Source organism: Streptomyces sp. NPDC036984 (genome assembly GCF_055607665.1).
This window is the reverse complement of the sequence record NZ_JBVJRL010000011.1, coordinates 148,563-165,970: the sequence shown is the minus strand read 5'-3', so window position 1 is coordinate 165,970 and position 17,408 is coordinate 148,563. Positions and strand designations below refer to the sequence as shown.

Sequence of the window (17,408 nt, the reverse complement as noted above, 5' to 3'; positions counted from 1 at the left end):
CCCTCTGGACCGAAGGGCATGTTTCACGTGAAACCAATCGATCCACGCCTTCTGCGGTACGCCCGTGCCACCCGTCTCTTCCTCGCGGTGGTCGTCGGTCTCGGGACCGTCGGCGCCGGACTGGTCATCGCCCAGGCGATGCTCGTCGCCGAGGTCGTCGTCGGAGCGTTCCAGCAGGGGCAGTCGGCAGCTGAACTGCGCACTGCTCTGCTGCTGTTGGCCGCCGTGGCCGTGGGGCGATCGGTTGTCGCGTGGCTCACCGAACTCGCGGCCCATCGCGCGAGTGCGGCCGTGAAGTCGGAGCTGCGTGGGAGGCTTCTCGACCGGGCTGCGGAGCTCGGGCCCGGGTGGCTGAGCGGACAGCGAACCGGCTCGCTGGTCACCCTGGCCACGCGCGGGGTCGACGCCCTGGACGACTACTTCTCGCGCTACCTCCCGCAGTTGGGGCTCGCCGTTGTCGTACCGGTGGCGGTGCTGGCGCGGATCGTCACCGAGGACTGGGTGTCGGCGGCGATCATCGTCGGGACCCTGCCGTTGATTCCGCTCTTCATGATGCTGATCGGGTGGGCGACGCAGTCCCGGATGGACCGTCAGTGGCGGTCACTGTCCCGGCTCTCCGGTCACTTCCTGGACGTGGTCGCGGGGCTGCCCACGCTGAAGGTGTTCGGCCGGGCCAAGGCGCAGGCCGCGTCCATCCGGCGGATCACCGGCGAGTACCGGCAGGCCACCCTGCGGACCCTGCGGATCGCCTTCCTCTCCTCCTTCGCGCTGGAGCTGCTTGCCACGCTGTCCGTCGCGCTGGTCGCCGTGACGATCGGGATGCGGCTCGTCCACGGCGACATGGATCTGTACACCGGGCTGGTCATCCTGGTGCTGGCGCCCGAGGCCTATCTGCCGCTGCGGCAGGTGGGTGCGCAGTATCACGCGGCGGCGGAGGGGCTTGCCGCGGCGGAGGAGATCTTCACCGTGCTGGAGACGCCGGTGCCGGTGTCCGGGGCCGGGTCGGTGCCGGTGGGTGGGGTGGCCTTCGAGGGGGTCACCGTCCGGTATCCAGGGCGTTCTTGGGACGCGGTGAGCGGTGTGTCGTTCACCGTCGAGCCCGGCGAGACCGTTGCGCTCGTCGGGCCGAGCGGGGTGGGCAAGTCGACGCTGCTGAGCGTGTTGCTGGGGTTCGTACGGCCCACCGAGGGGCGGGTGCGGGTCGGGGGCGCCGATCTCGCCTCCCTCGATCTGGCGGAGTGGCGGTCGCGGATCGCGTGGGTGCCGCAGAGGCCGCATCTGTATGCCGGGACCATCGCGGAGAACGTGCGGCTGGCTCGGCCCGAGGCCGACGACGCGGCTGTGTGCCGGGCTCTGCGGGACGCCGGTGCGTGGGAGTTCGTGGCGGCGCTGCCGGAGGGGGTCGACACCGTGCTCGGGGAGGACGGGGCGGGGTTGTCGGCGGGGCAGCGGCAGCGGCTTGCGCTGGCCCGGGCGTTTCTCGCGGACCGGCCTGTGCTGTTGCTGGATGAGCCGACGGCCGCGTTGGACGGGGCGTCGGAGGGGGACGTCGTTGCGGCGGTGCGGAGGCTTGCGGTGGGGCGGACGGTGTTGCTTGTCGTGCATCGGCCTGCGTTGTTGGGGGTGGCCGATCGGGTGGTGCGGTTGGAGGGGGGCGCGGCTCTGGAGGGGGCCCAGCTTGTGAGGTACCCGGGGGACAGCCGGCCACCCAGGGGGCTCCGCCCCCCGGACCCCCGCCCTCGCCCACCCGCCACCCGACTCGGTGGGCTGGATGGTGAAACGACAGGGGCTGGGCTCGGTGGGCTGAGTGCGCCGACGGGGGCTGCGTTCGGTGGGCTGGATGGTGAAGCGACGGAGTCCGGGTTCGGTGGGCTGGAGAGCGGGGCGACGCGGGGGGCTCTGCTCGGGCGGTCGGCTGGGAGATCAGGTGGGGGGCGGCGTGTGTGGGGGCGGGTTCGGGGGATGGGTGGGGGGCGGTTCGGGCGGCTTGGGCTTGGCTGGGTGTTGGGGAGTCTGGCGCTGGGCAGTGCCGTCGGGCTCATGGCGACCTCCGGCTGGCTCATCTCGCGGGCCTCGCAGCAGCCGCCGGTGCTGTATCTGATGGTGGCTGTGACCGCGACCCGGGCCTTCGGGATCGGGCGGGCCGTCTTCCGGTATGCCGAGCGGCTGGTGTCGCACGACGCCGTCCTGCGGATGCTGGCCGACACCCGGGTGGCGGTGTACCGGCGGCTGGAGCGGTTGGCACCCGCCGGGCTGCGCGGTGTCCGGCGCGGTGATCTGCTCACCCGGCTGGTCGCGGATGTGGACGCGTTCCAGGACTACTGGCTGCGCTGGCTGCTGCCCGCCGGTGTGGCCCTCGCCGTCTCCGCCGCCTCCGTCGGCTTCACGGCCTGGCTGCTGCCCGAGGCCGGCGCGGCCCTCGCGGCGGGCCTGCTGGCGGCCGGTGTCGGTGTCCCCCTGCTGACCGCGACCGCGGCCCGGCGCACCGAGCGGCGGCTGGCGCCCGCCCGAGGCGTGCTCGCGACCCGCGTGACCGACCTGCTCACCGGCACCGCCGAGCTGACCGTCGCCGGTGCGCTGCCGACCCGTACCGACGCGGCCCGGCGGGCCGACGGCACCCTCACCCGGATCGCCGCGCGCGCCGCCGCGGTCACCGGGCTCGGCGACGGGCTGACCGCGCTGATCTCCGGGCTGACCGTGACGGCCACCGCGCTGCTCGGTGCCCAGGCGGTGGCGGCCGGCCGGCTGAGCGGCGTGGCGATGGCCGTGGTCGTCCTGACCCCGCTGGCCGCCTTCGAGGCCGTACTGGGGCTGCCGCTCGCGGTGCGGTACCGGCAGCGGGTGCGGCGCAGCGCGGAGCGTGTGTACGAGGTGCTGGACGCCCCGGAGCCCGTGCACGAGCCCGAGTCGCCCCGGCAGGCGCCCGCCTCGCCGTTCCCGGTGGTGCTCAAGGGGCTGGGGGCGCAGTACGCGGGACAGCGGCAGCGGGCGCTCGCCGGGATCGATCTGACCCTGGAGCGGGGGCGCCGGGTCGCCGTGGTGGGGGCGTCCGGCTCCGGCAAGACGACCCTCGCGCAGGTGCTGCTGCGGTTCCTGGATCCGGCGGCGGGCTCGTACTCGCTCGCCGGTGTGGACGCCTGTGCGCTGGCCGGGGACGACGTACGGCGACTCGTCGGTCTGTGCGCCCAGGACGCGCATCTCTTCGACAGCTCGGTGCGCGAGAACCTGCTGCTGGCCAGGAAGGACGCCACCGAGGCCGAGCTGCGCGCGGCGCTGGCCCGGGCCCGGCTGCTGGACTGGGTGGACTCGCTGCCCGACGGTCTGGACACGCTCGTCGGCGAGCACGGGGCGCGGCTGTCCGGCGGGCAGCGGCAACGGCTGGCGCTGGCCCGCGCGCTGCTGGCCGACTTCCCTGTGCTGGTCCTGGACGAGCCCGCCGAGCACCTGGACCTGCCGACGGCCGATGCGCTGACCGCCGATCTGCTGGCCGCCACCCAGGGCCGCACGACGGTGCTCATCACCCATCGGCTGGCGGGGCTCGCCGCGGTGGACGAGGTGATCGTGCTCGACGCGGGCCGGGTGGTGCAGCGGGGGGCGTACGAGGAGCTGATCGCCGAGGACGGGCCGCTGCGGGAGATGGCACGGCGGGAAGCCGAGGCGGAGGTGCCGGCAGGGGTGCGGTGAGGACTGACTTCTCGGCAGAAGGTCATCCAACGGCTGTTCACGACGGGCCTGTTGCCGGAGAGTGCGCAGCGGCGGTCCGGGGTGCCCAGGGTGCGGGAGGGCGTCGGCAAGGCGGGGGACGAGTTGGACGTCACCCTCCAGGAGATCCGCACGGCGATCTTCGCGTTGCGGCAGCGGCCGGCGGAGGCGCCGTCCGGGTTGCGCACGCCGGTGCTGCGGGACTCACCATGGCTGCCGTGCCGCTGGGGTTCAGGCCGGCGCATCGCATCGTGGGGCCCGTCGACACGGCCGTCGGCGACCTCACCGGCAAGAACCTGATCGCGGTCCTGCGGGAGGCGCTGTCCAATGCCTTCCGGCACGGCGGGGTGTCCCGGATCGACGTCGTGGTCGACGCGACCGTCACCCTGCCGGGCGGGCGCCCTCCTGGTCGGCGTGGGCGTCGACCAGAGCGGGGCCTCGGCGCGAGCGGGATGCCGACACGAGCGGGGTCCTGGCGCGAGCGGGGGTGCCGGCGGAGGCCGGGCGCCGGTGCGAGGGGTCCGCTACGGCGCCCGGTTCGCGAGCAGTTGTTCGATCACCACTGCCACACCGTCGTCGTTGTTGGCGACCGTACAGCCCGACGCGGCGGCGATGACGTCCGGGTGGGCGTTGCCCATCGCGTACGACTGGCCGGCCCAGGTCAGCATCTCGACGTCGTTGGGCATGTCCCCGAAGGCCACGACCTCCTCGTGCGAGATGCCGCGCTCGGCGCAGCACAGGGCGAGAGTGCTGGCCTTGGAGACACCGGGGCCGCTGATCTCCAGCAGGGCGCTGGGGCTGGAGCGGGTGACGTTGGCATGGCTGCCGATGGCCAGACGGGCCAGGGTGAGGAAGGCGTCGGGGTCGAGGGAGGGGTGGTAGGCCAGGATCTTCAGCACGGGCTGGTCGGCGTCCGGGCCGTCGGGCGCGAGCAGTTCCTCGGCGGGCAGGAGGTTGTCGGGTATCTCCAGGTGCAGCTTGGGATAGTCCGGCTCCTGCTGGAAGCCGTACGTCTGCTCCACCGCGAACACCGTGCCGGGCGCTGCCTCGCGCAGCAGCCGTACGGCGTTCCGGGCGTTGTCCCGGGCCAGTTCGCGGACCTTCACGAAGCGGTGGGCGCCGGGGCCGCCGTGCAGGTCGACCACGGCGGCGCCGTTGCCGCAGATCGCCAGGCCGTGGCCGTGGACATGGTCGCTGACGACGTCCATCCAGCGGGCGGGCCGGCCGGTGACGAAGAAGACCTCGATGCCGGCCTCCTCGGCGGCGGCCAGCGCGGCGACGGTCCGCGGAGAGACCGACTTGTCGTCGCGCAGCAGGGTGCCGTCGAGGTCGGTGGCGATCAGCCGCGCCGGCAGGGCGGCGGCAGGGGTCCCGGACTGTCTGGTCGCTGAGGTCACCCGGCCATTCTCGCGCAGACATCCGCACGGCCGTGCGGGAGTCCGCACGGATGAGACGCAGGTGACGCTCGGCCGGTCAGTCCAGCTGGGCGAGACCCTCCATGGCGATCCGCTCGAAGACCTTCTCGTCCGCGGAGAAGTCGGAGTCCGGGATGGGCCAGTGGATCACGATCTCGGTGAAGCCCAGTTCCTGGTGGCGGCCGGCGAAGTCCACAAAGGCGTCCAGGGACTCCAGCGGGCGGCCGCGGTCCGGGGTGAAGCCCGTGAGCAGCACCTTGTCCAGCTCGGCCATGTCCCGCCCGGCGGCCGCGCACGCCTCGGACAGCTTGCCGACCTGGGCGCGCAAGGCCTCGACCGACTGCTCCGGGGTGCCCGTCTCGTACAGCTTCGGGTCGCCCGTGGTCACCCACGCCTGGCCGTACCGCGCGGCGAGCCGGAGCCCGCGCGGGCCGGTGGCCGCCACCGCGAACGGCAGCCGGGGACGCTGCACACAGCCCGGAATGTTCCGGGCCTCGTGCGCCGAGTAGAACCGGCCCTCGTACGACACCGCGTCCTCGGTGAGCAGCCGGTCGAGCAGAGGGACGAACTCGGCGAACCGGTCGGCGCGCTCGCGCGGGGTCCACGGCTCCTGGCCGAGGGCACCGGCGTCGAAACCGGTGCCGCCGGCGCCGATGCCGAGGGTGACGCGGCCGCCGGAGATGTCGTCCAGGGAGATCAGTTCCTTGGCGAGGGTCACCGGGTGGCGGAAGTTCGGCGAGGTGACCAGCGTGCCGAGGCGCAGCCGGTCGGTGGCTGCGGCGGCCGCCGTCAGGGTCGGGATCGCGCCGAACCAGGGGCCGTCACGGAAGCTGCGCCAGGACAGGTGGTCGTAGGTGTACGCCGTGTGAAAGCCGAGCTGCTCGGCGCGCACCCAGGCCGAGCGGCCGCCTTCGTGCCAGCGGCGGTACGGAAGGATCACGGTGCTCAGACGCAGACTCATGCGTCCGAGAGTAAGCGGCCCCACTGACAACGGACGAAACGGTCACCGTGCGCGGCTGCCCGGCCACGCGGCGAACAGGCCGGCATGATCCGCTCCACGCGCACGTAGCTCCACGCGTACGTCTTCGGTCGCGTACGTGCTCGGTCGCGTACGTGCTCAGTGCGGGCCGGGAAAGCGCAGGTAGCGCGGGGGTACGGCCGAGGTCAGCCAGACCCCGTTGGCGCTGACGTGGAACACGTGGCCGTCGCGGTGCATGGCGCCGGAGTCGACGGTCAGCACCACGGGGCGGCCCCGGCGGCCGCCGACGCGGATGGCGGTCTCCCGGTCGGCGGAGAGGTGGACGGCGTGCCGGTTCATGGGGCGCAGGCCCTCCGCGCGGATCGCGGCCAGGTGGGCGGGGACCGTCCCGTGGTAGAGGTACGGCGGTGGGGCCGTCGGAGGCAGGCCGAGGTCGACCTCGATGCTGTGGCCCTGGCTGGCGCGGATTCTGCCGTCCTCGATCACGAACCGCTGTTTGTCGTTCGTGGCGACCACATGGTCCAGTTCCTCCCGGGTGAACCGGAATCCGTGGTCCGTGGCCGCGGCGATCAGGGTGTCGATCTCCACCCAGCCGCCCGGGTCCGGTGTGAGCCCGATGCGCTCGGGCTGGTGGCGCAGGTGCCGGGAGAGGTATTTCGACACCTTCACGGTGCGTCGCTCGTTCATGGGTCCAGCGTGAGTGAGAGACGCGGATCACGCAGGTTGTTTTCGCCGGGAGGTTTGATCCACAACCAAGTGGAGTTATCCACAGGGGAATTGGCGAAGTTGTGGACAACTGGCCTGTCACTCAGAGCGTTTCCTCAAGGTCCGTACGCTCATGAGGTGATGAGACAAGATCATCCAACGCCCTGGCGCGCACCTCCCGTTCGGCCGCCAGCGCGATGAAGACCGCGACACGCTCCCGGCCAACCAGCCTTTCCACAGCGTCGATCGTCTCCGGCGGCAGTGGCACGGACCGCGTACCGGAAGGCGGATCGAGCGGCTGCTGCGTGACCAGGTGGGTGCGCAGTCGACGAGTGGCCAACACGCGCATCGCACGGGCCAGTTCCACGTCCACCGTCCGCTGGGCCAGGGGGCGCAGCCGGCGGACGAGCGAGGCGGCTTCCGCCGCGTGTGCGTCGGTTCGGTGGCGCGGGTCGTCCAGGTAGCGCGCGAAGACGTACTCGGTGGTGAACTCCAGGAAACGGGCCGCGATGTGCTCGACCTGGCCTCTCAACTCCCTGAGGTGGTCCGAGATCGCCGACAGCGGCACCCCTGCCGCATGCAACTCGGCGGCCACCGCCAGCTCTTGGGGGCTCGGTACCAGGAAGGTGTCCGGGTCGCCGTCGACCGGTTCCAGTACGCCGAGGTCGACCGCTTCGGCCACGGCGTCGTCATCGGGCGCGCCGCCGAAGCGGGCGTTCAGTTCGCCGCGGGTGACCCGGTCGGGCTGCTCGTCCGTCCACGGGCCTTCCACCTCGGTGACCAGGCCGAGGACGCCGCCCAGGCCGCGGCCGGTGTCCCAGGCGTCCAGGAGTTCCTTGATCGAGGCCAGGGTGTAGCCGCGGTCGAGGAGGTGGGCGATCTGGTGGAGGCGGGTGACGTGGGCCTCGGAGTAGAGGTTGGCGCGGCCTTGGCGTTCGGGGCAGGGGAGGAGGCCGCGGTCCTGGTAGGCGCGAATGGTTCTCACGGTGGTGCGGGTGTGGTGGGCGAGGTCTTCGATGCGGTAGGTGCGCGGGGCCGGGGGGTCGGGCACGGGCAGGTTCCTTCCTGCTACCGGAGCTGCTGCTCTGCTCGAAGAGCGCGGACACGGCACGACTGCCCGCGGCCGCGCCAGATCGATCGTCGGCGGCACCCGGCCGTCGGCGGTACCCAGCCCTCACCCCCGGGTCTCACAACCTCGGTTCCACCCGGGCAATCCTCCGCAACACCCCGGGTGCGAAGCGGGACAGCAGGTGGGCGCCGCGGGCCTCCGGGGTCACCGGAGCCACTGCCCTGTTGCGGGCCACCGCGTCGAGGATGGCGTCGGCCACCTTCTCCGGTGGGTAGTTGCGCAGGCCGTACAGACGGGCCGACCGCTGTTGGCGTCGGCGTTGTTCCGCCTCGTCGACGCCGGTGAAGCGGGCCGTGGAGGTGATGTTGGTGTTGACGAAGCCCGGGCAGACCGCCGTGACGCCGATGCCCTGGGAGGCCAGCTCGGCACGCAGGCACTCGGAGAGCATCAGCACGGCCGCCTTGGACGTGCTGTAGGCGGGGAGCGCGCGCGACGGCTGGTAGGCCGCCGCCGACGCGATGTTGACGATGTGGCCGCCCTGGCCGCGCTCGGCCATGCGCGCCCCGAAGAGCCGGCAACCGTGGATCACACCCCACAGGTTGACGTCCAGCACCTTGCGCCAGTCGTCGGTCGTCGTGGCGAAGAAGGAGCCCGACAGGCCGATGCCCGCGTTGTTGACCAGCACGTCCAGGACGCCGTACTCGCGGTGCACCTTCTCCGCGAGCTTCTCCATGACCTGCTCGTCGGAGACGTCGGCCGGCTCGGCCCAGGCGTCGGACGCGCCCACCAGCCGGGCGAGTTCGGCGGTACGGGCCGCCGCCTCGGCGTCGCGGTCGACGGCGACCACGCGCGCGCCGGCCTCCGCGAAGGCGAATGCCGTCGCCCGGCCAATGCCGCTGCCCGCGCCGGTGACCAGCACCAACTGCCCGGCGAACCGCTCGGCGTGGCGGCCAGCGGGAGCGGGGGCGGGGCGGCCGCCGGACACGGACGTGACGAACTCGCCGATCCAGGAGGCGACCTGGTCGGGCCGGGTGCGCGGGATCCAGTGCTTGGCCGGGAGCGAGCGGCGGGTCAGCCGGGGCACCCACTGGTCCAGGTCGTCGTACAGGCGCTCCGAGAGGAACGCGTCCCCCTGGGGCGTGATGAGCTGCACGGGCGCGTGTGCGTACGCGTCCGGGCGCGGCCTGCGCAGCCGGGCGCGGACGTTGTCCCGGTACAGCCAGGCGCCGTGCGCCGCGTCGGTGGGCAGCGAGCCGGTCGGGTAGTCACCGCCGGGGATCCGCTCCACGCGTTCCAGGATCTTCGGCCAGCGCTTGCCGAGCGGGCCGCGCCAGGCCAGCTCCGGCAGGACCGGTGTGTGCAGCAGGTAGACGTACCAGGACTTGGCGCCCTGGCCGAGGAGCTGACCCACGCGGCGGGGCGTCGGGCGCTTCACGCGCGCGTTGATCCAGTGCCCGAAGTGGTCGAGGGACGGCCCGGAGATCGAGGTGAAGGAGGCGACACGGCCCTCCGTACGGCCCACCGTGACGAACTCCCAGGACTGCACCGAACCCCAGTCGTGTCCGACGAGGTGCACCGGCCGGTCCGGGCTGACCGCGTCCACGACGGCCAGGAAGTCGTCGGTGAGCTTGGCCAGGGTGAAGCCGCCGCGCAGCGGCTCGGGTGCCGTCGAACGGCCGTGGCCCCGGACGTCGTAGAGGACCACGTGGAAGCGGTCGGCGAGCCGGACGGCGACCTCCGACCAGACCTCCTTGCTGTCCGGGTAGCCGTGCACCAGGACGACCGTCGGCTGCTCCGGGTCGCCCAGCTCGGCCACGCACAGCTCGACCCCACCGGTGCGCACCCAGCGCTCACGCGCGCCTTTCAGTGTCACTTCTCCTCCGCCCAGCGCCGCACGTGCGGCAGATCGTCGTCCAGCCAGAACGCGTTCTCCTCGGGGTCCCGGGAATCGGTGACCACCAGGATCTCCTCGAACTTCGCGCCGGTGCCCCTGAAGCCGAGGTGTGGTTCGACCGCCCACAGGCCCGGCTGCGGCGGGTGGTCGGAGAAGCGGTACGGCGACCACAGCGGCGACCAGCCCTCGCGGTGGCCGTGCAGTGCGTCGGCGGCGAGCCCCTTCAGGGACTGCGTGCCGAACCCGAACAGGTGGGGCGAGAAACGGCGCTGCCGTACCCGGTCCACCTTGTGGGCGATCACGCCGAAGGGGTACGCGCGGTGCCGGTTGGCGTAGCCCTGGCGGACCATGAGCCGGTCCACGTCCTCGTAGATCTCCCGCAGCGGGCGCCGCTCGCGCACCTCGCGCAGGATCAGCTCCCGGTGCGCCTCCAGGTCGGCCATCAGCCGGTCCTGCACCGGGTTCACGCCCAGCGAGCCCGAGTAGCCGATGTCCGCCGTGTATCCCTCGTACACCGGCGCCATGTCCAGGATGAACGGCATCCCCGGCTCCAGGGCGCGGTCGGTCGGGAAGAACTGGAGCGGGATGCGGAAGTTCGCGAACGCCGTGCGGTCCCCGAACCAGGCGAAGGGGAGATGGAACCAGTCCCGCACCCCGCGCTCGCGCAGCCACTCCCGCTGCATCCGCGCCGCCTCACGCTCGGTGACGCCCGGCTCCAGGCGTGCCGCGACCGCCTCGGCGCACTCGTAGGCGAGGCGCTGCACCCGTCTGAATCCCCGTAGTTCCACGGAGAGTTCGCTGCTCACTGCCGTCGTCATGCCGCCCCGTCCCGTCGCCCCGACGACGCGTTCGTCGTCCTGGCGACTCGTCCCGTCGACCGCCGTACTCGTCCGTAACTTGACACTGGTGAATGTGACAGTTGTTAGAGGTGGCGTCAATAGGCGGGCAAGGGCTGTGGACAACGACCGGCCGAGGGCCCGTGGCCACCCTTGGGTGGGGATCCCTTAGGGCCCCGTAATACCTGGGACTGACGAGGAAACGGCTCTGAGGTCTGACGACGGTCGTGGCCTGGATCACTACCGTCGTAGGCGTGACTGTGATCGCGACCGAAAGCCTGAGCAAGCGGTTCCCCCGGGTGACCGCGCTCGACCGGCTGTCCGTGGACATCGGGCCCGGTGTGACCGGACTCGTCGGAGCCAACGGCGCCGGCAAGTCCACCCTGATCAAGCTCCTGCTGGGGCTGTCCCCCGCCACGGAGGGCCGCGCCGAGGTGCTCGGCCTGGATGTCGCCACCAAGGGCGCCGCCATCCGCGAGCGGGTCGGGTACATGCCGGAGCACGACTGCCTGCCGCCCGACGTCTCGGCCACCGAGTTCGTCGTCCACATGGCCCGCATGTCCGGCCTGCCCCCGGCCGCCGCACGCGAGCGCACCGCGGACACCCTGCGCCATGTGGGCCTCTACGAGGAGCGCTACCGCCCCATCGGCGGCTACTCGACGGGCATGAAGCAGCGGGTGAAGCTCGCCCAGGCGCTGGTGCACGACCCGCAGCTGGTGTTCCTGGACGAACCGACCAACGGCCTCGACCCGGTCGGGCGTGACGAGATGCTCGGCCTGATCCGCCGTATCCACACCGACTTCGGCATCTCGGTCCTGGTCACCTCCCACCTGCTGGGCGAGCTGGAGCGCACCTGCGACCACGTCGTCGTCATCGACGGCGGCAAGCTCCTGCGCTCCAGCTCCACCACCGACTTCACGCAGACCACGACCACCCTCGCGATCGAGGTCACCGACAGCGACATCCACCCCGACGGCACCCGCGCGGTCCGCGAGGCGCTCCAGGCGCGCGGGCTGGACACCCACGCCGAGGGCGCGGGGTTGCCCGGCGCCGGACACATCCTGCTGCTGACCGCCCAGGGCGAGGAGACCTACGACCTGGTCCGGGACGTCGTCGCCGACCTCGGCCTCGGCCTGGTGCGCATGGAACAGCGCCGCCACCACATCTCCGAGGTGTTCACCAGCAGCGCCGAACACAGCGGCGACGAACAGCGGAAGGAGGCCGTCGGCCATGGCGGTTGAGCATCCCCCGGCACTGCACGCCGGCGACCAGACCCGCATCCACGACATCGGCTACCGCGGCTACGACGGCCCCCGCCTCGGCCGCGCCTACGCCCGCCGTTCGCTGTACTCGCAGTCCCTGCGCGGCGCCTACGGCCTCGGCCGCTCGGTGAAGTCCAAGGTGCTGCCGATGCTGCTGTTCGCGGTGATGTGCGTGCCCGCGGCCATCATGGTGGCCGTCGCCGTCTTCACCAAGGCGCACGAACTGCCGGTGTCCTACACCCGCTACGCGATCATCATGCAGGCCGTGATCAGCCTGTACGTCGCCTCGCAGGCGCCGCAGGCGGTCTCCCGCGACCTGCGCTTCAAGACCGTTCCGCTGTACTTCTCACGGCCCATCGAGACCGCCGACTACGTCCAGGCGAAGTTCGCGTCGCTGGCGTCGGCACTGTTCATCCTCACCGGCGCACCCCTGCTGGTCATGTACGTGGGCGCCCTGCTGTCCAAGATGGGCTTCGCCCACCAGACCAAGGAATTCACCCAGGGACTGGTCTCCGTGGCCCTGCTCTCGCTGCTCTTCGCCGGCATCGGACTGGTCATCGCCGCCGCCACCCCGCGCCGCGGCTTCGGCATCGCCGCCGTGATCGCGGTGATGACCATCTCCTACGGCGCGGTCACCACGCTCCAGGCCATCGCCCACGTGCAGAACCATTCCTCCGCCATCCCGTGGATCGGGCTGTTCTCGCCGATCACGCTCGTCGACGGCGTCCAGTCGGCCTTCCTGGGCGCGACCTCCCGCAGCCCGGGCGCGGTCGACCCGTCCGCGGGGCAGGGCGTCGTCTACGTCCTGGTCGTACTCGCCCTCATCGCCGGCAGCTACGGCCTGCTGACGCGCCGCTACAAGAAGGTGGGACTGTGACCACGCTCAGCATCGACCACGTGTCCCGCTGGTTCGGCAACGTGGTCGCCGTCAACGACATCACCATGACCATCGGACCCGGCGTCACCGGCCTGCTCGGCCCCAACGGCGCCGGAAAGTCCACGCTGATCAACATGATGGGCGGCTTCCTCGCCCCGTCCACCGGCACGGTCACCCTCGACGGGCAGCCGGTGTGGCGCAACGAGCGGATCTACCAGCACATCGGCATCGTCCCCGAGCGCGAGGCGATGTACGACTTCCTCACCGGCCGCGAGTTCGTCGTCGCCAACGCCGAACTGCACGGCCTCGGCGACAAGGCCGCCCGGCGCGCCCTCGCCACGGTCGAGATGGAGTACGCGCAGGACCGGAAGATCGCCACCTACTCCAAGGGCATGCGGCAGCGCGTGAAGATGGCGAGCGCCCTGGTCCACGACCCCTCGCTGCTCCTGCTGGACGAGCCGTTCAACGGCATGGACCCGCGCCAGCGCATGCAGCTGATGGACCTGCTGCGCAGGATGGGCGACGAGGGCCGCACGGTGCTGTTCTCCTCGCACATCCTCGAAGAGGTCGAACAGCTCGCCCGGCACATCGAGGTCGTCGTCGCCGGACGGCACGCGGCCAGCGGCGACTTCCGCAGGATCCGCCGCCTGATGACCGACCGCCCGCACCGCTACCTGGTGCGCTCCAGCGACGACCGCGCCCTCGCGGCCGCGCTGATCGCCGACCCGTCGACGTCCGGCATCGAGGTCGACCACGCCGAGGACGCGCTGCGCATCCAGGCCGTGGACTTCGGCCGCTTCACCGCCCTGCTGCCGAAGGTCGCGAAGGACCACGGCATCCGGCTGCTCACGGTCTCGCCGTCCGACGAGTCCCTGGAGTCCGTCTTCTCGTATCTCGTCGCGGCGTAGGAGGCCCAAGATGTACGACCCCACCGTCGCCCGGCTCACCTACCGGGCCCTGCTCGGCCGCCGTCGGGCCCTCATCCTCGGCGCGCTGCCGCTGCTGCTGATCGTCATCGCGGTGGCCGTGCGCGGCCTGACCGGCGCCGACGACCAGACGGCCTCCGACGTCCTCAGCGGCTTCGCGCTCGCCACCATGGTGCCGATCATCGGTGTCATCGCGGGCACGGGCGCGATCGGCCCGGAGATCGACGACGGCTCCGTCGTCTACCTGCTGTCCAAGCCGCTCAAGCGGCCCGCGATCATCTTCACCAAGCTGATCGTGGCCATCGCCGTCACCATGGTCTTCTCGGCGGTGCCGACCCTGATCGCGGGCCTGATCCTGAACGGCAACGGCCAGCAGATCGCCGTCGCCTACACGGTCGCCGCGCTGGTCTCCTCCATCGCCTACTCGGCACTTTTTCTGCTGCTCGGCACGGTCTCCCGGCACGCGGTGGTCTTCGGGCTCGTCTACGCCCTGATCTGGGAGGCGCTGTTCGGCTCCCTGGTGCCCGGCGCGCGCACGCTGAGCGTCCAGCAGTGGTCGCTGGCCGTCGCCCACAAGGTCGCCGGGGACCTGGTCACCTCCGAGGTGGGCCTGCCGACGGCCACCGCCCTGCTGGTGGCGGTCACCGTCCTGGCCACCTGGTACGCCGGCCAGAAGCTGCGCACGCTGACGCTGGCGGGCGAGGAGTAGGCCGCCCCGGTGGCCCGCGGCCCGCGGCCCTCACGGGGACGCCATCGGCGCCCGGTTAATTCGGTGGCGCCCAACTCGGCGGCGGGGCAGAGTGGTTGTGCCCCATCCGCCGGGATCGTCCCGGCGTCGTCTGCTGGGAGTGGAGGTGGGCGGTGTCCATGCACGGCAGTACGCCCAGCTCCCGACAGGGCAGCCCGAGGCCGGCTCCGGAGTGATGCGCCACCCCTCCGTGAAGCCACGGGGGCTGCCCGGGGCGGCCGCTTCGAGCACGCGATGTCGCTCTCGCGTGGGCCGCCCACCCGGAGGATTGGCCGAGTGGTAAGGCACTGGCTTGCTAAGCCATGGTCGGGCCTGGAAAGCCCGCGCACGTTCGATTCGTGCATCCTCCGCGAGATGTTGCCACCGGGTCGGCCGGGCTTGGACGCCCGGGCGCGCGCCCCCGTCGCCCCGCGGCAACTGCCCACGGCGGTCGGCGGCCGCCCACGACGACGGGAAGCGGTCACACTCCCCGTGCGTCGGCGATCCTGTCCAGTTCCCGCATCGCCTCCGCGTGGGCGCTCATCGTGCGCTGGACCGTGCCCGCGGTGAGGAGGATCGCGCCGGCGAGGGAGACCGGGAGGGACAGGCCGAGAACGGCCAGCACCTCCGGCCAGTCGCGTTCGTTCGCACAGTAGTCGCCCTTGTAGAGGCCCTCGTTGGCGGTGCCGCGATCCGTCAGCAGGCGGGACTCGCACTTGTCGGGGTACTGGTCCCCCGACTCGCGCTCCACCTCGTACGGCGTGAGCAGCAGGACGGCGCACCAGGTCCACAGCAGCCCCGCCACGGCCAGCAGGCCGATGCCCCAGGCGCGTATCCGGGAGGCGCGGTCGCGGAAGTCGAGGTCGTACTCGCGTGATCGCATGACCGCCGAATGTAGCAATCGCCCCGGCGGCCGTTGCGCTCAGCCCAGCAACCGCTCCAGCACGACCGCGATGCCGTCGTCCTCGTTGGAGGCCGTGACCTCGTCGGCCACCGCCTTCAGTTCCTCATGGGCGCCCGCCATGGCCACGCCCCGGGCCGCCCAGGCGAACATCGGGATGTCGTTGGGCATGTCGCCGAAAGCGATCGTGTCGGCGGCCTTGAGGCCCAGCCGGCGAGCCGCCAGGGACAGGCCCGTGGCCTTGGACAGGCCGAGCGGGAGCAGTTCCACGATGCCCTCGCCCGCCATGGCCACCGTGACGAAGCCACCGGCCGCCTGCCGGGCCGCTTCCGCCAGCTCGTCGTCGCCCAGCGTCGGATGCTGTATGTAGATCTTGTTCAGCGGGGCCGTCCAGAGGTCGGAGGCGTCCGTGAACGGCGTCGCGGGCAGCGTGCCGGTGACCGCGTAGCCGGGACCCACCAGCACATCGCCGTCGAGGCCGTCCCGGCTGGCCGCAAGGTACAGCGGGCCCACCTCGGCCTCGATCTTGGCCAGGGCCACGCCCGCCAGCTGCCGGTCCAGGGTGACCGAGGTCAGCAGTCGGTGCGCGCCGGCGTCGTACACCTGGGCGCCCTGGCCGCAGACGGCGAGACCGTCGTAGCCGAGGCCGTCCAGGATGTGCCGGGTCCAGGGGACCGCGCGGCCGGTGACCACGATGTGCGCCGCGCCCGCCGCGGTGGCCGCGGCGAGCGCGTCACGGGTGCGCTGCGAGACCGACTCGTCGGAACGCAGCAGCGTGCCGTCGAGATCGGTGGCGATCAGCCCGTACGGGAATCCGGTCACTTGGCGACCGGCTCCAGGACCTCCCGGCCGCCCAGGTACGGGCGCAGTACCTCGGGGACCCGGACGGAGCCGTCGGCCTGCTGGTGGTTCTCCAGGATCGCCACGATCGTGCGCGGAACGGCGCACAGCGTGCCGTTGAGGGTGGCGAGCGGCTTGACCTGCTTGCCGTCCCGGACCCGGATGGACAGCCGGCGGGACTGGAACTCGGTGCAGTCCGAGGTCGAGGTCAGCTCGCGGTACTTGCCCTGGGTCGGGATCCACGCCTCACAGTCGTACTTGCGGGCGGCCGAGGCACCGAGGTCGGCGGAGGCGACGTCGATGACGCGGAACGGCAGCTCCAGCGAGGTCAGCCACTGCTTCTCCCACTCCAGCAGGCGCTGGTGCTCGGCCCGCGAGTCCTCGGGAGCGACGTACGAGAACATCTCGACCTTGTCGAACTGGTGCACGCGGAAGATGCCCCGGGTGTCCTTGCCGTGCGAGCCGGCCTCGCGGCGGAAGCACGGGGAGAAGCCCGCGTAGCGCAGCGGCAGCTTGTCCGCGTCGAGGATCTCGTCCATGTGGTAGGCCGCCAGCGGGACCTCGGAGGTGCCGACCAGGTACAGGTCGTCCTTGTCGAGGTGGTAGACGTCCTGGGCGGCCTGGCCGAGGAAGCCGGTGCCGGCCATGGACTGCGGGCGGACCAGCGCCGGGGTCAGCATCGGCGTGAAGCCGGCCGCGGTGGCCTGGGCCATCGCCGCGTTGACCAGGGCCAGCTCCAGCAGGGCGCCGACGCCGGTGAGGAAGTAGAAGCGGGAGCCGGAGACCTTGGCGCCACGCTCGACGTCGATCGCGCCGAGGATCTGGCCCAGCTCCAGGTGGTCCTTGGGCTCGAAGCCCTCGGCGCCGAAGTCCCGGATCGTGCCGTGCTTCTCCAGCGTGACGAAGTCCTCCTCGCCGCCGACGGGCACGTCGGGGTGGACGAGGTTGCCGAGCCTGAGGAGCAGTTGCTGGGTCTCGGCGTCGGCCGCGTCGCGCTCGGCGTCGGCGGCCTTGACGTCGGCCTTCAGCTGCTCGGCGCGCTTGAGCAGCTCGGCCTTCTCGTCACCGGTGGCCTTGGGGATCTGCTTGCCGAGCTGCTTCTGTTCGGCACGCAGCTCGTCGAAGCGGACGCCGGAGGACCTGCGCCGTTCGTCGGCAGACAGGAGGGCGTCGACGAGCGCGACGTCCTCTCCACGGGCGCGCTGGGACGCGCGCACACGGTCGGGGTCCTCACGGAGCAGGCGAAGGTCAATCACGAGGCCAAGGCTACCGGTG

Annotated in this window: 14 protein-coding genes, 1 tRNA gene and 1 pseudogene; 7 read left to right on the top strand and 9 right to left on the bottom strand. The window is 71.9% G+C overall.

Annotation, left to right across the window (positions count from 1 at the left end):
- Positions 1–18: 18 nt before the first annotated feature.
- Together cydD and ACZ7DL_RS21555 are read left to right on the top strand one after the other, a co-directional pair.
- Complete coding sequence (gene cydD / locus ACZ7DL_RS21560; RefSeq protein WP_470775996.1) at positions 19–3,684, top strand: thiol reductant ABC exporter subunit CydD; 3,666 nt, start codon at positions 19–21, stop codon at positions 3,682–3,684.
- A 21-nt stretch (positions 3,685–3,705) separates the two neighbouring features.
- A pseudogene (locus tag ACZ7DL_RS21555) lies at positions 3,706–4,103 on the top strand (sensor histidine kinase); the annotation flags it as partial.
- A gap of 123 nt (positions 4,104–4,226) precedes the next feature.
- Here the strand turns inward: ACZ7DL_RS21555 and ACZ7DL_RS21550 are convergent.
- From ACZ7DL_RS21550 to ACZ7DL_RS21525, 6 genes are all read right to left on the bottom strand, one after another.
- The gene (locus tag ACZ7DL_RS21550) at positions 4,227–5,099 is read right to left on the bottom strand and encodes a Cof-type HAD-IIB family hydrolase (RefSeq protein WP_470775995.1); all 873 of its coding nucleotides are present in this window, start codon (positions 5,097–5,099) and stop codon (positions 4,227–4,229) included.
- 76 nt (positions 5,100–5,175) lie between these two features.
- The gene (locus tag ACZ7DL_RS21545) at positions 5,176–6,078 is read right to left on the bottom strand and encodes an LLM class flavin-dependent oxidoreductase (RefSeq protein WP_470775994.1); all 903 of its coding nucleotides are present in this window, start codon (positions 6,076–6,078) and stop codon (positions 5,176–5,178) included.
- 156 nt (positions 6,079–6,234) lie between these two features.
- A complete protein-coding gene (locus tag ACZ7DL_RS21540; protein WP_470775993.1) occupies positions 6,235–6,783 on the bottom strand; it encodes an RNA 2'-phosphotransferase in 549 nt (182 codons plus the stop codon).
- 121 nt (positions 6,784–6,904) lie between these two features.
- Positions 6,905–7,852 (bottom strand): MerR family transcriptional regulator, encoded by a 948-nt coding sequence (locus tag ACZ7DL_RS21535; protein WP_470775991.1) that lies wholly within the window; start codon positions 7,850–7,852, stop codon positions 6,905–6,907.
- A gap of 136 nt (positions 7,853–7,988) precedes the next feature.
- Entirely contained in the window at positions 7,989–9,743 is a 1,755-nt protein-coding gene (locus ACZ7DL_RS21530) for an SDR family oxidoreductase (RefSeq protein WP_470775989.1), read from the bottom strand.
- Positions 9,740–10,582, bottom strand: coding sequence for a M24 family metallopeptidase (locus ACZ7DL_RS21525; protein ID WP_470775988.1), 843 nt, complete (start codon positions 10,580–10,582; stop codon positions 9,740–9,742). The genes ACZ7DL_RS21530 and ACZ7DL_RS21525 overlap by 4 nt, the downstream gene beginning before the upstream one ends.
- A gap of 278 nt (positions 10,583–10,860) precedes the next feature.
- On the opposite strand from ACZ7DL_RS21525, the gene ACZ7DL_RS21520 reads away from it, so the two are divergent.
- From ACZ7DL_RS21520 to ACZ7DL_RS21500, 5 genes are all read left to right on the top strand, one after another.
- A complete protein-coding gene (locus tag ACZ7DL_RS21520; protein WP_470776139.1) occupies positions 10,861–11,841 on the top strand; it encodes an ABC transporter ATP-binding protein in 981 nt (326 codons plus the stop codon).
- Positions 11,831–12,739 (top strand): ABC transporter permease, encoded by a 909-nt coding sequence (locus ACZ7DL_RS21515; RefSeq protein WP_470775987.1) that lies wholly within the window; start codon positions 11,831–11,833, stop codon positions 12,737–12,739. The genes ACZ7DL_RS21520 and ACZ7DL_RS21515 overlap by 11 nt, the downstream gene beginning before the upstream one ends.
- The gene (locus ACZ7DL_RS21510) at positions 12,736–13,647 is read left to right on the top strand and encodes an ABC transporter ATP-binding protein (RefSeq protein ID WP_470775985.1); all 912 of its coding nucleotides are present in this window, start codon (positions 12,736–12,738) and stop codon (positions 13,645–13,647) included. Before ACZ7DL_RS21515 ends, ACZ7DL_RS21510 begins: the two co-directional genes overlap by 4 nt.
- A 10-nt stretch (positions 13,648–13,657) precedes the next feature.
- The gene (locus ACZ7DL_RS21505) at positions 13,658–14,374 is read left to right on the top strand and encodes an ABC transporter permease subunit (protein ID WP_470775983.1); all 717 of its coding nucleotides are present in this window, start codon (positions 13,658–13,660) and stop codon (positions 14,372–14,374) included.
- Positions 14,375–14,675: 301 nt separating this feature from the next.
- Positions 14,676–14,763, top strand: a tRNA-Ser gene (locus ACZ7DL_RS21500).
- Between the two features lie 110 nt (positions 14,764–14,873).
- On the opposite strand, the gene ACZ7DL_RS21495 is transcribed toward ACZ7DL_RS21500, so the two are convergent.
- From ACZ7DL_RS21495 to serS, 3 genes are read right to left on the bottom strand one after another with little or no spacing between them, the layout of a single operon-like run.
- On the bottom strand, positions 14,874–15,275 hold the full coding sequence (locus ACZ7DL_RS21495; RefSeq protein ID WP_470775982.1) for a hypothetical protein: 402 nt from the start codon (positions 15,273–15,275) through the stop codon (positions 14,874–14,876).
- A 39-nt stretch (positions 15,276–15,314) separates the two neighbouring features.
- Entirely contained in the window at positions 15,315–16,115 is an 801-nt protein-coding gene (locus ACZ7DL_RS21490; RefSeq protein ID WP_470775980.1) for an HAD family hydrolase, read from the bottom strand.
- Complete coding sequence (gene serS / locus ACZ7DL_RS21485; RefSeq protein WP_470775979.1) at positions 16,112–17,389, bottom strand: serine--tRNA ligase; 1,278 nt, start codon at positions 17,387–17,389, stop codon at positions 16,112–16,114. Before serS ends, ACZ7DL_RS21490 begins: the two co-directional genes overlap by 4 nt.
- Positions 17,390–17,408 lie beyond the last annotated feature (19 nt).

What these genes read in the sequence shown, in the direction of transcription:
- ACZ7DL_RS21540 (WP_470775993.1), bottom strand. Translation starts at nt 6,783, where the DNA reads ATGAACGAGCGACGCACCGTGAAGGTGTCGAAATACCTCTCCCGGCAC.
- ACZ7DL_RS21505 (WP_470775983.1), top strand. Translation starts at nt 13,658, where the DNA reads ATGTACGACCCCACCGTCGCCCGGCTCACCTACCGGGCCCTGCTCGGC.
- ACZ7DL_RS21545 (WP_470775994.1), bottom strand. Translation starts at nt 6,078, where the DNA reads ATGAGTCTGCGTCTGAGCACCGTGATCCTTCCGTACCGCCGCTGGCAC.
- ACZ7DL_RS21495 (WP_470775982.1), bottom strand. Translation starts at nt 15,275, where the DNA reads ATGCGATCACGCGAGTACGACCTCGACTTCCGCGACCGCGCCTCCCGG.
- cydD (WP_470775996.1), top strand. Translation starts at nt 19, where the DNA reads ATGTTTCACGTGAAACCAATCGATCCACGCCTTCTGCGGTACGCCCGT.
- ACZ7DL_RS21515 (WP_470775987.1), top strand. Translation starts at nt 11,831, where the DNA reads ATGGCGGTTGAGCATCCCCCGGCACTGCACGCCGGCGACCAGACCCGC.
- ACZ7DL_RS21525 (WP_470775988.1), bottom strand. Translation starts at nt 10,582, where the DNA reads ATGACGACGGCAGTGAGCAGCGAACTCTCCGTGGAACTACGGGGATTC.